The sequence below is a fragment of the Streptomyces sp. cmx-4-9 genome (assembly GCF_046548835.1).
In the GTDB taxonomy this organism is placed as follows: domain Bacteria; phylum Actinomycetota; class Actinomycetes; order Streptomycetales; family Streptomycetaceae; genus Streptomyces.
Genome location: NZ_JAEBEE010000004.1, coordinates 142,189 through 157,429, shown reverse-complemented (window position 1 = coordinate 157,429; position 15,241 = coordinate 142,189). Strand labels below are relative to the sequence as shown.

11 protein-coding genes are annotated in these 15,241 nt (G+C 74.5%); 2 read left to right on the top strand and 9 right to left on the bottom strand.

What is annotated here, in order from left to right; all coding sequences use genetic code 11:
* Nucleotides 1–29 precede the first annotated feature (29 nt).
* The 4 genes from ACLJTM_RS14430 to ACLJTM_RS14415 all read right to left on the bottom strand — a co-directional run bounded on the left by ACLJTM_RS14430 (nt 30) and on the right by ACLJTM_RS14415 (nt 7,141).
* Complete coding sequence (locus ACLJTM_RS14430) at nt 30–1,028, bottom strand: hypothetical protein (RefSeq protein ID WP_411103940.1); 999 nt, start codon at nt 1,026–1,028, stop codon at nt 30–32.
* Between the two features lie 89 nt (nt 1,029–1,117).
* A complete protein-coding gene (locus ACLJTM_RS14425) occupies nt 1,118–2,470 on the bottom strand; it encodes a cytochrome P450 (RefSeq protein WP_411103939.1) in 1,353 nt (450 codons plus the stop codon).
* An 85-nt stretch (nt 2,471–2,555) separates the two neighbouring features.
* Nucleotides 2,556–3,470 carry a hypothetical protein gene (locus ACLJTM_RS14420; protein ID WP_411103938.1) on the bottom strand — a complete coding sequence of 305 codons (915 nt, stop codon included), beginning with the start codon at nt 3,468–3,470 and terminating at the stop codon, nt 2,556–2,558.
* 107 nt (nt 3,471–3,577) lie between these two features.
* Entirely contained in the window at nt 3,578–7,141 is a 3,564-nt protein-coding gene (locus ACLJTM_RS14415) for a S8 family serine peptidase (RefSeq protein WP_411103936.1), read from the bottom strand.
* A 270-nt stretch (nt 7,142–7,411) separates the two neighbouring features.
* Here ACLJTM_RS14415 and ACLJTM_RS14410 point away from each other — a divergent pair, with 270 nt between their 5' ends.
* Both ACLJTM_RS14410 and ACLJTM_RS14405 read left to right on the top strand, forming a co-directional pair.
* Nucleotides 7,412–9,055 carry an MFS transporter gene (locus ACLJTM_RS14410; protein ID WP_411103935.1) on the top strand — a complete coding sequence of 548 codons (1,644 nt, stop codon included), beginning with the start codon at nt 7,412–7,414 and terminating at the stop codon, nt 9,053–9,055.
* 236 nt (nt 9,056–9,291) lie between these two features.
* Nucleotides 9,292–10,938, top strand: a complete 1,647-nt coding sequence (locus ACLJTM_RS14405; RefSeq protein ID WP_411103934.1) for a GMC oxidoreductase — start codon at nt 9,292–9,294, stop codon at nt 10,936–10,938.
* Between the two features lie 63 nt (nt 10,939–11,001).
* Here the strand turns inward: ACLJTM_RS14405 and ACLJTM_RS14400 are convergent, their stop codons facing one another.
* From ACLJTM_RS14400 to ACLJTM_RS14380, 5 genes are all read right to left on the bottom strand, one after another.
* A complete protein-coding gene (locus ACLJTM_RS14400; protein WP_411103933.1) occupies nt 11,002–11,481 on the bottom strand; it encodes a carboxymuconolactone decarboxylase family protein in 480 nt (159 codons plus the stop codon).
* On the bottom strand, nt 11,478–12,560 hold the full coding sequence (locus ACLJTM_RS14395; RefSeq protein ID WP_411103932.1) for a dihydrodipicolinate reductase: 1,083 nt from the start codon (nt 12,558–12,560) through the stop codon (nt 11,478–11,480). Before ACLJTM_RS14395 ends, ACLJTM_RS14400 begins: the two co-directional genes overlap by 4 nt.
* Nucleotides 12,561–12,639: 79 nt before the next feature.
* Nucleotides 12,640–12,909 carry a DUF6126 family protein gene (locus ACLJTM_RS14390; protein ID WP_411103931.1) on the bottom strand — a complete coding sequence of 90 codons (270 nt, stop codon included), beginning with the start codon at nt 12,907–12,909 and terminating at the stop codon, nt 12,640–12,642.
* Between the two features lie 26 nt (nt 12,910–12,935).
* Nucleotides 12,936–13,601, bottom strand: a complete 666-nt coding sequence (locus ACLJTM_RS14385) for a helix-turn-helix domain-containing protein (protein ID WP_411103930.1) — start codon at nt 13,599–13,601, stop codon at nt 12,936–12,938.
* Nucleotides 13,602–13,659: 58 nt separating this feature from the next.
* A complete protein-coding gene (locus tag ACLJTM_RS14380; protein WP_411103929.1) occupies nt 13,660–15,195 on the bottom strand; it encodes an ATP-dependent DNA ligase in 1,536 nt (511 codons plus the stop codon).
* Nucleotides 15,196–15,241 lie beyond the last annotated feature (46 nt).

The window sequence follows — 15,241 nt, the reverse complement described above, 5'->3', positions numbered from 1 at the left end:
CGGACAGGTGAACCCGTCCGGTCACCGCACTACGGGGCCGGCGCCGGGGAGCTCTCGCCGAGCTGCGCCGCCGCCAGGCAGAAGCCGTCCGCCGCGGTGGTGCACCGGCCCGCGAGGGCGGCCACCTCGGTCCGCAGGACCTCGGACTCCCCGCCCCGCCGGGCCGGCGCGTCCGCCGCCACCCGCAGCCGGGCCGCATGGGAGCGCAGCACGGCGGCGTGCCCGCGCAGACTGCCCGGGCGCTCCGGCCCGGTCACCACACCGGTGTTCGGGGGCAGGTGCGGGCTCGGGTACGAGGCCGGCGGCCGGGCCGTCCGCTGCGGACGGGGCTCCGCCGGACCGGGGCGGCCCGGGGCCTGGCCGGGGCCGCGGTCGCAGAACGCCCGGAAGGCGGCGCCGAGTCCGAGCAGCGGGGCGGCGGGCAGAACCCGTCCGGTTGCGACCTGCCAGCCCGCGTGGTCGTTGAAGGGGTTCGCGTCGGTCAGGGCGTTCCAGGCCAGGATGTCGGCGAAGGCGGGCGTCAGCAGCGAGAAGGCGGGGCCGGCCCCCCGGTCGCGGACGATGGCCCGGAACAGCCGGGCGGCCTGCGCCTGCCGGCCCTCCTCGACGGCCTGGAGCACGGCCGCCGCCCCGGGGTCGTCGCGGAGTTCGGGCCGGGCCGCGCTCGCGGCCCGGATGCGTACCCGCAACCCGCAGACGGCCACGGTGACCGCGAGGCTCTCGCGGCCCGTCAGCGTCCCGGCCAGCCGCCCGGCCCGCGCCACGCCCCGGCCCCGCGGGGCCCAGCCCAGCCCCGAGGGGTCGGTGAGGGTGCGCAGCAGGGTGCGCCAGCCGAGCCGGCGGCCGCCGCCCCGGGCCAAGGCGACCGCCGGCAACCGGGCGCCGAGGGCCAGCCCGGAGGCGTAGCGGGCCGCCTCGCCGACCGCGTCGGCGGCATCGGCGAGTTCACGGCACAGGTCGACGAGCAGGTCGGTCTCTGCGTCGTGGAACGGGGCGGGGGACGCGGCGGTGGCGGCGGCGTCGGGCATGGGGTCCTCACGTGGTCGGCAGGAAGCAGGGGCAGGTGTGGGGCGCGGGCGGGTGGCGCGCGAGTGGGGGAGGCGGCGGGCCGGCCGGGTCAGCGGCGGACGAGGGTGAGCCGGACGGCGTCCGGGTCGAGGTGCGCCGGCAGCGGCCCCACCGGGTCCAGCACCGGCCGGGACCGGCCCACGCGGTGGCCGCGCAGCACCTCGGCGCAGAACGCGGCCGTGACCAGCAGGCCCAGCTCGGCGCCCGGGCAGCGGCCCTCGCCGTGTCCGAAGGGCGCCATCCGCAGGTCCCGCTCCGCGTCCGGGTTCTTCCAGCGGCCCGGTACGAAGGCGTGCGCGGCCGGTACGCGTTCGGGGTCCCGCTGGTGGAACGCGGCGGGCAGCAGCACGGAGGTCCCGGCCGGGTAGGGCACACCACGCCACCGGGTCTCGGTGTGCGTGGTCCGGATCAGGTCGGGCACCACCGGGTAGAGCCGCAGGGATTCCCGTACGCAGGCCCGCAGTCGGCGCAGTTCCCCGCGGGCCGGGTCCCCGGCGGCCTCGGCGGCGGCCGCGTCCTGCTCGGCCGGGTGGGCGCCGAGCAGCAGGAGGGTGCGCAGCAGGGTGGCCGGGAGGGCGTCCATGGCCAGCAGCCACTGGCGGGCCTGGCCCGCGGGGTCCGCGGCGGAGGGGTCCGGATTCCGGGCGGCCTGCCCCAGCAGGGTGCCCGGGCCGGCGTGGCGGGCGTACTCGCGGATGCGGTGGGCGGCGCGCGCGGCGCCCCTGGCCCGGGACTGCCCGAGCCAGTCGGCGAGTTCCGCGTCCGCCGCGGCGGCGTCGCCGAGGACGATGCGGCGGGCGGCGCGGCCCACGGCGTACCGGGTGCGCGCCAGGTCGAGGGTTGCGCAGGCGGTGAGGTGGCGGGCCTCTTCGGCGACGGCGGCCAGGAAGGTCCCGCAGGCGGGGTGCACTGCGTCCGCGGCGGCGAGCACCTGCGCCTCGGTCCCCGGCTGGTCGCCGCCGGGCTCGGCGTGGGCGCAGCCGGCGCCGGCCGGCGGGGGGCGGTCGGCGCCGAGGACGCTCAGGGGTTCGGCGTAGAACCGGCTGAGGTCGCCGGGGGCGAGCAGGACGAGCAGCAGCCGGCCGGACCGGGCCCGTACGAGGACGGGGGCGTCGCCGCGCCGGTCCCGCAGGGCGCGCAGGTCGGCGGCGGAGGCGTGGGGGGTGCGGGCGCGGGCCCGCCGGCGGTCGCGGGCGGGTACGAGGTCGCGGACGAGCGAGAGGGCGCGCGGCAGGGACTCCCGTACCGAGCCGCGCAGTCCGGCGGGGGCCGGGCCGGCGGTCGGGCCGGCCGGCCGCAGGGCGCCGGCCGGCGCACGCCGCACCGGGGTGCCGGTGCGCCCTGCCAGGGCCCGTACCCGGGCTCTGAACCCGTCGAGGGCCACCCCTTGGACCGTACGCATCCGTGTACCTCCGCAGCGGGAAAAACAACGGCCGGTGACATCGGCATCACCGTACGTCGCTCCCGCGGGGTCCGCGCCCCGAGGGCTACGGCCGGGGGGCGGCGGTGAGCGGCGGCGGTACGGGGGCCGGGGCGAAGACCGCCTCCCGGAAGGCGCCGCGCAGGCCCGCGGGGGCGGGGGCGCCGGGCAGCAGCAGGGCCCAGCGCAGGCGGCGGGGGCACACCCACACGGCGGGGCCGCCGGGTTCGGGCGCGGGGTGCGCCCAGACGCCGTGCGGGGCCGGCTGCCAGAGCAGGCCGCGGGCGGGGGTGAGCTCACCGGTGCGGATGCGCAGGGACTCGGCAATCCAGCTGCGGGTGGGGCCGGCCGGGGCCGGCGGGTCCGCCGGGGCGGAGACGTGGCACAGGAACCGGACGAGGTCGGCCAGCGGAGCGCGCAGGGCGCCGTGGGCACGGCCGGTGCCCGTCATGCCGAGGGGGCGCCAGACCCGGGTGGCGGCGAGTTCGGCCAGGGGCCGTCCGCCGAGGGTCTCGGCGAGCGCGGTGAGGGCCGGGGCGCCGTCGGGGCGGGTGAGCAGGTGGTGGGCGGTGAGGCCGGCGGGGGCCGGCTCCCCGTAAGCGGAGAGCGGTGTGTGCAGGTGCAGGGCGCCCTCGTCGACGAGGCTTCCGACGACGGGCCACAGGGCGAGGACGGCGGTCAGCCCGTCGACGTCAAAGACCCCTCCCGGCGCGTCGGGGGCTCCGGCGGCGTCCGCGCGGGCCGGGGCGTCCGGGAGGTCCACGGTGGCCGGGAGGTCCGCGGTGGCCGGGAGGTCCACGGTGGCCGGGAGGTCCGCGGTGGCCGGGAGGTCCGCGGTGGCCGGGAGGTCCGCGGTGCCGGGGAGGCGGGGCGGGAGGGTTTCCGTGTGGGCGCCTTCGGGGTCACCGGCTGCCCAGGCCGCCCCGGGATGGCGGCCCAGCAGGGCCCGGATGTCCGCGGTCCGGTCGCTCAGCAGCGTCATGGTCGCCCACATTAGCCATCCGGTGCGGGCTCCCGCGGGTGCGGTCCCGCCGCGCCCGGCCCCCGCCACCCGAATGCCGGTGGGTGGCGGGGGCCGGGCCGGTGCGGTCAGCCCTTGTCGGGGCGGTCGGTCACCCGCAGGGTGTTCAGCAGCGGCTTGCCGAAGCCGCTGTGGGTGACGAAGCGCAGGTTCAGCGCCCCGTCGGTGACCGTGACCGTGTAACTGCGGGTCAGGGCCGTGTAGGTGCCCGCCTCCAGGGAGATGTCCAGCGAGGGCAGGACGGGTGCGCCCTCGGCGAGGACGTCGAAGACGCGCTTGTCCGGCTTGGCCGAGGAGAGCTCCGCGAAGCCCAGCTCGACCGTGTAGGTCCCATTGGGCACGTTGTCGAACCGGTACTCGTACATGCCCTCGCGGGCGGTGCGGAACAGCCGCTGGTCGTCCGTGCCGGCGATGGTGCGGCCGGTGGACCGGACGGAGGCGTTCCCCTGGTACCCGTAGGAGCCCGGGGTGTACTTGCGGTCCGCGGACCAGTCGTCACCGGCGGCGTCCGTGCCCGGGTAGTCGGAGCCCGCGTCCAGGGCGGTCTGGTAACGGGGGACGACGAGCTTGACGGGGACGGTGAGGACCGGGGTCCGGCCGCTCGCCGAGGCGATCTTCAGGTCGGCGGTGAGGACCGTGCCCGGGGCCAGGCCCGCCGTGTCCACGGCGAGGGTGACCGGGGTCTTGCCGCCGGTCGGGAGGTTCCCGGCGCCGGGCGTGGCCGTCAGCCAGGGAGCGTCCTCGGTGACCGTGAAGGCCGTGCCGAGGCCCGGGTTGGTCAGGTCCAGGGTGCGGGTCCGCTGCCGGTCCGCTCCGAGGACGACCTCCACGGCCGCCGTGGAGGAGGTCACCTTGCCGGTGCGCAGGGCCTGCGTCACCGTGGTGACGTCGGCGGCCTTGACCTCGACCGTCGCCTGCGCGGGCTCGTACCCGGGCGCGGCGAGGGCGACGGGCAGCGCCCCCGAGGGGCTCTGGACCACGTACGCGCCGTCCGCGGCCGTGGTGGCGGACACCGCCGCGTCGCCCGTGCCCACGGTGACGGTGGCGCCCGCGACGCCGTTGCCGTCGTTGGCGTCGAGGACACGGCCTGCGACCACGCCGCTCCTGGTGGTGCGGAAGGCGAGGGACAGGCCGTCCGAGATGACCGCGGTGTTGAAGGAGTACCTGAAGGCGTCGGTGCCGGCCGCGTTCTCCACACCGACCGTGGCCGTGGAGCCGCCCTTGATGCCGGTGCCGCCGGTGCCCTTGTAGGAGTACGTCACGGTGCCGTCCTCGCCGATCGCTGCGGAGAAGGAGAACCTGTCCGCCTGCGCCGACCAGTGGGACACCTCGCGCCATTCGATCACGTAGCTGCGGTGCGGGGCGGTGCCGGTGACGGCGGTGAAGACCCCGGAACCGCTGCCCGCGGCGCCGACGACGAGGTCGTCCCAGAACGGGTAGAGGGCCGCGTTGGGCGTGGCCGTGCTCGGAATGTCCCCGTTGATGTCACCGGTGTGGTTGCCGCCGAAGCTGACCGTGCCGTTCGTCCCGATCCAGGCCTGGCCGTACGTCTTGCCGTACAGCGGCAGGGGGAAGGGGAGATCGACCCGCTCGGTGGTGTTGTCGCCGGTCAGGGCGAGCTGGCGGCTCCCCGCCGGGTACGGCCGGTCGCCCGCCGCCGAGCAGGCGTGGCCGTACCCGTCGGTGCGCTCGGGGAGGCGCACGGCGACGGTGGTGTCGCCGGCCACGGTGGCCTTCGCGGTGCCGGCGGTGACGCAGCGGGAGGGGTGGGTGGCGTTCACGTCGTACGTGCCGTGCGGCAGGGTGACCTCGAAGCGGCCCTGCGCGTCGGTGGTGGCCGTCACCGGGGTGTCCGCGAGGGTGACGGTGGCGCCCGCGGCGGGGCCGGCGGCCGAGGAGACGGTGCCGGTGAGCTTGCCGGAGGCGGCCTGCGTGAGGGTGAAGTCGCCGGTGGCGGTGGCGTTCTCGGTCACGGTGGCCGTGGCCGTCTGCTGTCCGTAGCCGAACTTGGCCGCCGTCAGCGCGTAGTCGCCCACCGAGAGGGAGCCGAAGGTGTAACTGCCGTCGGCTGCCGTGGTCGTCGTGCGGTCGATCGGGCCGTCGGCGGTGATCCGGGCTCCCGCGACGGGCTCGCCGGTGTGGGAGCGGACCGTTCCGCCGAGGGCGCCGATGGCGCCGCGCGGGGCGGAGTTCACGGCGGCGAGCACGTCGAGCCGTCCCTCGCCGAAGACGTTGTTGTCGGCGGGGGCGCCGCCGCACTGGCTGCTGTCGGTGTCCAGCGCGGTGCCGTCCAGCAGGGATTCGGTCTGTGCCACGTCGCCTTCGAGGGCGGGCGCGGCGGACCAGAGCAGCGCCACGGCGGCCGCGGTGTGCGGGGAGGCCATCGAGGTGCCGGAGAAGGCCTCGTATCCGCCGCCGGGCACGGAGGAGCGGACGTTCACGCCGGGTGCGGAGATGTTGGGCTTGACGATGCCGCCGGGGCCCGCACCGCGCGAGGAGAAGGAGGCGATGGCGTTGTTGATGTCGAAGGCGCCGGAGCTGTAGGAGTTCGCGTAGTCGCCGGGCGAGCCGCTCGTGGAGCAGCCCGGGCCGGAGTTCCCGTTGGAGAAGGCGGGGAAGATGCCCGCGGCGCGCCAGGTGTTCACGATCTCCTGGTACCAGGTGTCGCCGCCCGAGCCGCCCCAGGAGTTGTTGACGACGTGCGGGGCCAGGTCGGGCCGCGGGTTCTGGCCGTTGAGGTCGGTCGGGGCGACGATCCACTGGCCCGCGGCGAGCAGGGAGGCCTCGGAGCAGGAGCTGGACTCGCAGCCCTTGGCGGCGATCCAGGTGGCCCCGGGGGCCACGCCGATCTTGTTGGCGCCGCCGTCGTCGCCGACCATGGTGCCCATCGTGTGGGTGCCGTGGTCGTTGTTGTCGCAGGGGGCGGCGGTGTCGCAGACTCCGGCCGGGTCGAACCAGTTGTAGGCATGGTCGTAGGACCCGTCCGCGTTCCTGCCGCGGTACTGGTGGTTCACGGCCGGGTGCGTGTAGTCCACGCCGCTGTCGATGTTGGCGACGACGATGCCTTCACCGCGGACGCCGAGCTGGTCCCAGACCTGGGGGGCCTTGATCCGGTCGATGTTCCACTCGACGGCGTCGGCGGTGGTCTTCTCGCGGCTGCCCCCGGCGGGCTCGGGCAGGGCGACCTTGTCGTCCGCGTCGATCCGGGCCACCTCGGGGCGCTGGGCCAGGGACCCGGCGAGCTTCTCGCTGCCGACCACGCGGACCGCGTTCACGATCCAGTACGGGGTGTACTCGGCCCGGGCGCCCTTCAGCGCCTTGACGACCTCGGCCTGACTGCGCGCGGCATGGTCCTTCTTCACCCGCAGAACCGTTTCGGCCTTGGCGGCGCGGGTCTGCTGCCCCCGCGCCGCGGTGAGGTCGGCGGCGCTGTCGAGGTAGACCCAGAAGACAGCTTTCTCGGAGCCGTCGAGCTGGGCGCGGAGCTTGGGTTCGATCTTGCGCTCGGCCGCGCTCGGGGTGGGTCCGGGGTCCGGTGCGGCCGCGGCGACACCCGCGCCGAGGGGCAGGAGCAGGACCGAGCCGAAGGCGGCGAGCGCCGCGCGTAAGGGTCGTCTGTTGCGTGGGGCCACGTGTGGTCTCCTCGTACGCCGTGTGCAGGTTGTGCGGAACGTGCGTGGGTGAGGTGCGCGGGCCATGGTGAACGAGTCGTCATGGCCATTACAAGAGGGCCAAATGAGCCGCCTTTCCGGGCGGTCAAGGCCGTACGTCCGGGACCGTGCGCCCGGACCGGGCCGGACCGGCCCGGACCGCGGCGGGGCCGGGAGGCCCAGGCGGGGGGCGACCCCAGCAGCCACCCGGCTCCGGTGGCTGGACCCGGCCGGGCGGGCCAGCCTGGAGGCATGACCGCGACCCCCGGCAAACCACCGGCTTCCGGCCCCCGCGTACCACCGGGGCCGGGTCGGGCGGCGGGCACGGCGGGCGCCCGCGGGCCCGGCCCCGCGGGCGCGGTGCGGCTGGGCACCGCGCAGGGGCGGTGGATCGTGCTGACCACCGTCCTCGGGTCGAGCATGGCCATGCTGGACTCGACCGTGGTCAACGTGGCGCTCCCGAGCATCGGGCAGGACCTCGGCGCCGACCTGGCCGTCCTGCAGTGGACCGTCAACGCCTACCTGCTGACGCTGGCCGGGCTGATCCTGGTCGGCGGGGCCCTCGGCGACCGGTTCGGGCGGCGCCGGATCTTCGTCCTCGGCGTGGCGTGGTTCGCCGTCGGCTCCCTGGCCTGCGGACTCGCCCCGAACGCGGGGGTCCTGATCGCCGCCCGGGCCCTCCAGGGCGTCGGCGGCGCCCTGCTGACCCCCGGGTCGCTCGCGCTGATCCAGGGGTCGGTCCATCCCGGCGACCGGGCCCGCGCGGTGGGCCTGTGGTCCGGGCTGGGCGGCGTCGGCGCGGCCGTCGGCCCGTTCCTCGGCGGCTGGCTGGTGGACGGTCCCGGCTGGCGTTGGGTGTTCCTGCTGAACGTGCCGGTGGCCGCCTTGTGCGTCCCCGTGGCGCTGCGGCACGTACCGGAGTCCCGCGATCCGCACGCGCACGGCCGGTTCGACGTGCTCGGCGCGGCGCTCGGGGCGGCTTCGCTGGCCCTGGTCACCTACGCGCTGATCGAGGCCCGGGCGGGCACCGCACTCGTGGCGGCCTCCGCGGTCGGAGGCGTACTGCTGGGCGCGGCCTTCGTCCTGGTGGAGCGGCGGCGGGCCGACCCGATGGTGCCGCCGGCGATCTTCGCCTCGCGGCAGTTCACCGCCGTCAACCTGGTCACGCTGTGCGTGTACGCGGCCTTCGGCGGCTTCTTCTTCCTGGTGGTCCTGCAGCTCCAGGTGGTCTCCGGATACTCGGCGCTGGGCGCCGGGGCCGCCCTGCTGCCCACCACTGCGCTGATGCTGCTGTTCTCCGCCCGGTCCGGAGAGCTCGGCGAGCGCATCGGCCCGCGCATCCCGCTCACGGTGGGGCCGCTGCTGTGCGCCGCCGCGATGCTGCTCGTCCTGCGGGTGGGGCCGCAGGCCTCGTACGTACGGGACGTGCTGCCCGCACTGCTCGTGATGGGGGCGGGCATGGTGGTCCTGGTGGCGCCACTGACCTCGGCCGTCCTCGCCTCGGTGGACCCGGGCCGGGCCGGGCTGGCCAGCGGGATCAACAATGCCGCGGCGCGCGCGGCCGGTCTGCTCGCGGTGGCGGCGCTGCCGCTGCTGTCGGGGATGGGGCCGGAGGCCTACCGCTCGGCGGAGCAGTTCGACGCCGCCTTCAGCCGGGCCATGCCCTGGTGCACAGGGGCCCTCGTGGCCGGCGCCGCCCTCGCCTGGGCGCTGGTGCGCTCCCCCGCACCCGGCGGGTGCCGTCCGCAGTGCCGTACGCACTGCGCGGTGACCGCCCCGCCGCTCGAACCCGCACGGTCCGCCACACCTCCGCCCGCCGGACCCGCCGAGGGCGGCACCGGACCCGCCGGGGCGCCCGGGCAGCCGGAACCCCCCACGGAGCCCGGGCTCCGGTGAGCCGGGCCGGGGCGGCGCTCTGCGCGGAAGGACGGCGGCTGGAAATCGCCTCTGCCCCGCACACCTTCACGGCGGTCGCGTCGGCGCCGGCCCTGGACCCGGTCCGACGTCCGGAAGCCGGACGTCCTGTGACGTGATCGGCCGAAAGTTACGAAGTTACCCCGAGGTATGTAGTGACTTCGCAAGCAGGCAGCAGTAGAACTCGTTCCCATTCAGCCGAGAGTGAGGAACGTCACATGAGTGAAAATGGCGTGTCCAGGAACGGTTCCCATGGGCTTTCCCGTCGTGGATTCATTGCTAGAACAAGTTCTATCCTGGGATCCGTGGTCCTGGCCGGACAGATCACCGCGGCACAGGCTCGGGCGGCCGCCGCCACCACCGCCGCGATCGACGACGGGGCCCGGGTCCCCGTCCTCGTGATCGGGACCGGCTACGGCGGATCCGTCGCGGCGCTGCGCCTGGCGCAGGCCGGAATCGACGTGCACATGGTCGAGATGGGCATGGCCTGGGACACCCCGGGCAGCGACGGGAAGATCTTCGCGCACACCACCAACCCCGACTACCGCTCGTACTGGCTGCGCACCAAGACCAAGGCGCCGCTCAGCAACTTCCTCGGGTTCCCGATCGACAAGAACGTGCCCAAGTACACGGGCATCCTGGACGCCGAGGAAATGGGCGGCATCATCGTCTACCAGGGCCGCGGAGTGGGCGGCGGCTCGCTCGTGAACGGCGGCATGGCCGTCACGCCCAAGCGGGAGAACTTCAGCGCGGTGCTGCCGTCGGTGAACGCCGACGAGATGTACGGCACCTACTACCCCCGCGCCAATGCCGGCCTCGGGGTCGGCCTGATCGACCCCGTCTGGTTCGACACCGTGGACTGTTACCAGTACGCCCGGGTCGGGCGCAAGCACGCCCAGCGCTCCGGCTTCCCCTTCGTCTTCGTGCCGGACGTGTACGACTGGGACTACATGAAGCAGGAGGCGGCCGGGACCGTCCCCAAGTCGGCGGTCGACGGCGAGATCCTGTACGGCAACAACCACGGGAAGAAGTCCCTGCAGCAGACGTACATCAAGGCGGCCAAGGCCACGGGGAAGGTCACCATCTCCGCGCTGCACCAGGTCACCTCGGTGGCCCCCGCCTCGGGCGGCGGTTACACGGTCAGCATCAACCAGCTGAACACCGACGGCACCGTCGCCGCCGCCAAGACCGTGACGGCCACCCGGGTGTTCTTCGCCGCCGGCAGCGTCGGCACCAGCAAGCTGCTCGTCCGGCTGAAGGCCACCGGCGTCCTGCCCCGCCTGAACAACGAGATCGGCAAAGGCTGGGGCGACAACGGCAACGTCATGTGCGGGCGGGCGAACCACATGTGGGACCCGACCGGCAAGGTCCAGGCCTCCATCCCCTGCGGCGGCATCGACAACTGGGCCGCGGGCGGCGCCTTCGCCGAGGTGGCCCCGCTGCCGACGGGCATCGAGACCTACGCCTCCTTCTACCTCTCCATCACCAAGAACCCGAACCGCGCCGAGTTCTCCTGGAACGCGGCGGCGGGCAAGGTCGACCTCAACTGGCAGACGGCCTGGAAGCAGCCGTCCATCGACATGGCCAAATCCATCTTCGACAAGATCAACAAGAAGGAGGGGACGATCTACCGGACCGACCTCTTCGGCCTGAACAAGATCTGGGGCGACCACCTCACCTACCACCCGCTCGGCGGCGCGGTGCTGAACAAGGCCACCGACAACTACGGTCGGCTGCACGGCTACACCGGCCTCTACGTGATCGACGGTGCGCTCATCCCCGGCAACACGAGCGTCAACCCGTTCGTCACCATCACGGCCCTCGCCGAACGGAACATCGAGAAGATCATCGCCACTGACCTCTAGGGCGCGGCGCGCACACGAGAACCGGGGCCGATCGGATCCTCCGAACGGCCCCGGACCCATGGTTCAGTGCCCCGGCAGCATGCAGACGCTGTCCAGCCCGAGCACGTGGTTGAGCCGGCCGAAGGCCAGCCAGGACCCGATGCTCATCGTCAGCTCCACGATCTCGAGCTGGCTGTAGTGCGCGGTCATCCGCTCCCAGAACTCCTCGTCGAGGCCGTGGTGGTCGAGGGTGTAGCGCTCCGCGTACTCCGCGGCCAGCCGGGTGCGCTCGTCGAAGGCGGTGGTGGTACGCCAGTCGGTGACCGCATCCGGGAACTCCTCCTCGACTTTCTCCCCGTCGCGTTCGGTGCGCCAGTCGAGGCAGAAGACGCACCCGTTGATCTGCGCCACGCGCAGCCGGGCGGCCTCGAACTCGCGCAGGCCCAGGGTGGTGTGGGCGTACACCGACAGGGAGAAGTTGGCGGCGGCCATGCCGATGCCGGGGACCATGTCGCCCCACACGTACTCGATCGGGTGCTGGCCTTCGGGAATGTCGATCCTCATGAGGTCTTCCTTCCGAGTTTGCCGATGGCGGGACGCAGCGGGACGTCGAGGGCGTCGTAGAGGCCGGGCTCCGCCTCGACGAGCCAGTCGATCGCGCCGACCAGCCGGCCGACGGCGGTGGCGTTGCCGCCCGCCGACCGGTTCTCGCCCTCGTCGGTGGCCTCGACGGTCACCTCGATGCGCGGCCGGCCCTCGATGACGACCCGGTGGGCGCCGTCGCCCCCGTCGGGCGGCGACGGCCAGTCCGGTGCACAGGAGGCGTGGATGCGGGTGACGTGCTCGATGACGAGGCGCGGTTCGCCCCCCACGATGCCCTGCACCTCGAAGCGGATGGCGCCCTGGGTGCCGGCCTCGAACTCGCCCATCGTCCGCGTGGTGACGGTGGAGTCGAGGGCGCGCCGGTCCAGGGTCTCGCGTATCTCGTCCAGTTCCACCCCCAGGGCGCGCGCCATCAGGCGGATCTGGCCGCCCCACACCATGGTGGGGACCGAGGGCAGGAGCATCATCGGTTCGTAGTCCATGGGCTGGCCCATGCCGACGAGGTAGCGGACGGAATCGGGCTGGTCGTAGGTGGAGTAGTCGAAGATCTCCTGGCAGCGGATCACGTCCACGGTGGTGCCCAGGCCGCTGAGCAGCAGCGGGAGCACGTCGTTGCCCCAGCCGGGGTCCACCCCGGAGGCGAACAGCGAGCCGCCGCCCTCCTGGACGGCGGCGAGGACCGGGTCGCGGAACTCCGGCGGGGCGTTGCGGTGGTCGTAGAGCGGGTAGAGGGCGGGGCTGACGACCACGGCACCGGAGCGGACGGCCCGGGTGATGTCGGCGAGGGCGTCGTCGGGCCGCACGTCCCCGGAGGCCGCGTACACCACGGCCTGGGGGCGGGCGGCCAGTACGGCTGCGGCGTCGTCCGTGGCGGTGATGCCCAACGGATGGTCGAGCCCGCCAAGTTCGCCCGCGTCGCGGCCGACCTTGGCTGGATTGTTGACGATGACGGCGGAGAGTTTCAGCGCGGGATGGGCCTCGACGGCGCGGATGGCCAAACGGCCGACGTTGCCGGTACCCCAGACAACCGTGGAAATCATGCGCGGAGGGTAGCGACAGGACCTGCAGGTTTCCAGAGCGGTGAGCCGCGTATCCGGGAGCGTCGGGGCGCCCCCGCGCTCACTGGTTCTCGGCGCCGAGGACGAAGAGGAGATAGACGAAGAAGGCGAAGAGGTGGCCCACGAACAAGTAGGCGATCAGCCGGATCACCAGACCGCGCGGGAACTTCGATTCGATCCGCGCCCGGGTGGTGGCGGGCCCGGGCCCGGCCGCGCCGGACCCCTCGGATGACGTGGACACGGACGGCTCGGACACGGACGGCTCGGACACGGACGGCTCGGACACGGACGGCTCGGGCACGGATGACATGTCGTTCTCCTTCTGGGACACAGGTACGGCTCCTCGGCCGGCCCTCTTCAGGGATGGCGCCCGGTGGCGGTCGCGCCGAGGCACAGCCCGGCGAGGCTGCTCTGCAGCAGGGTGTGGACGAACAGCAGGTCGGCTCCGCCGGGGCCGGCCGCCCCGATCCGGTGCGGGGTCAGCGAGTCGAAGTGCGCGCTGTCCCCCGGGTCCAGCAGGTACTCGGTCTCGCCCAGGTGCAGCCGCAGCCGCCCCTTCAGCACGTACAGCCACTCCTCGCCGGGGTGTACGCGCACCAGCTCGCCCTGGCTGCGGCCGTCCGGGACGTGGACGCGCAGGGCCTGCATCCCGCGGCCGGAGCCGCCGGCCTGCCAGTACGTCCAGCCGTCGGCCTCGCGGGCGCCCGGTCCGCCGGCCCGTACGATGGGGTCGGCGACGGCGGGGGTCTCGCCCAGCAGCTCGGAGACGGTCGTGCCGTAGGTGCGGGCCAGCTCCAGCAGCAGGGGCAGCGACGGCTGCCGGCGGCCCGTCTCCAGGCGGGACAGGTGCGCGGGTGAGAGCCCGGCGCGGGCGGCCGCCGCCTCCAAGGTGAGCCCCGTGCGGCGGCGCAGTGCGCGCAGTTGCGGCGCGACGGTGGGCAACTCCTCGGCGCCGGGGCCGGTGCGGTCGACGCCTTGGCGGTCGGCGCCTTCGGAGCCGGCGGGGGTGGGACCGGTTGTCATGCCCCGATTGAGCCAGATTCTTACCCCGGTGGCAATCTTCCTTGCCTCTGAGGCAAATTCATCCGTCGGTACGCCGGTCCAGGACGGTCTCCACCGTATCGGCTTCGTCCGCGCTCTTGTCCGGGCGGTACCGCAGCACCCGCGCGAACCGAAGGGCGACCCCGGCCGGATAGCGGCTGGAGCGCTGGAGGCCGTCGTAGGCGATCTCCACGACGAGCTCCGGCCGCACCCGCACGGTGAAGCCGTCGTCGGAGGTCGCGAGTTCCCGGAGCCGGGCGGTCTGCCAGCGCAGCAGCTCGTCGGTGAGCCCCTTGAAGGTCTTCCCCAGCATGGCGTGCGCGCCGTCGCCGGTCCGGGCGCCCAGGTGCAGGTTGGACAGCAGTCCGGTGCGCCGCCCGTGGCCCCATTCGGCGGCGAGCACCACCAGGTCGAGGGTGTGCACCGGCTTCACCTTCAGCCAGTGCTTGCCGCGCCGGCCCGCCGCGTAGGCGGAGCCCAGCCCCTTGGCCACGATGCCCTCGTGACCCCGGCGCAGGGTGTCGGACCAGAACTCCTCGGCCTCGGCGGCCTGCGCCGCCGGGTCCTCGACGAGCAGTCTGCGGACCCGGGCGTCCTCGGGCACGAGGGCGGCCAGGGCGGCGTACCGGTCGGCGACCGGGCGGTCCAGCAGCACCTCGTCGCCGGCGGCCAGGACGTCGAAGAAGTACGGGCGGACGGGCAGGGTCCGCCGGGCCGCCGCCACGTCGATCCGGGATCCGACGCGGCTCGCGATCTCCTGGAAGGGCACGGGCCTGCCGTCCGGCCCCTGCCCGATGACCTCGCCGTCGAGGATGAACCGCTCCCCCGGCAGCGAGCGGGCCAGCTCGGCCACCTCCGGCAGCCGGTCGGTGATCTCGTCCAGCGAGCGGGTGTAGACCCGTACCTCGTCCCCTTCGCGGTGGACCTGGACCCGGATGCCGTCGAGCTTCTCCTCCACGGCGCAGGGCCCGAGGACGGCCAGCGCCTCCCCCACGGACTTGGCGGTGTGGGCCAGCATCGGCTGGACGGGCTGTCCGACGCGCAGGGTGAATCCGCCGAGCGCCGCCGCGCCGCCCGCCAGGACGGCCGCGCCCACCCGGGGCAGCGAACCGTCCAGCATCACCGCCCGGCGCAGGTCCGCGGCCGGCACCCCGGCGGCCGCGGCCACGCCGTCCAGGGCCACGGCGTCCAGCGCCCCCTGACGGACCTCGCCGGACAGGAGGCTGCGCAAGAAGGCCTGCTCGGCCTCCGTGGCGGCGCCGAGCAGAGCGGCGACGATGTGCAGCCGGCGCGCCCCGGCCCCGGTCCCGGCGACGGCGGCGAGTTCGGTGACCGCCGCGTCCACGGCCCGGACGGTCAGGGTGGGCGCGCCGGCGGGCGGGCTCTCCTGGCCGAGGGCCCGCCAGCCGATGCCGGGACGTCCCTGCGGCAGCCGCCCGGACAGGTAGGAGATCACCAGGGCCGCCTCCTCGGGGGGCGTCCCGGTGAAGAGTTCGGCGAGCAGCGCCGTCTTGCGGGACCGGGCGGAGGTCTGGGCGACCTCCCGGGACACACGTGCGAGTTCGGCCAGCAGCATGCGGTCATCCTCCCGCCGCGGGGCGCACTCCGCAGGTCGGACCCGC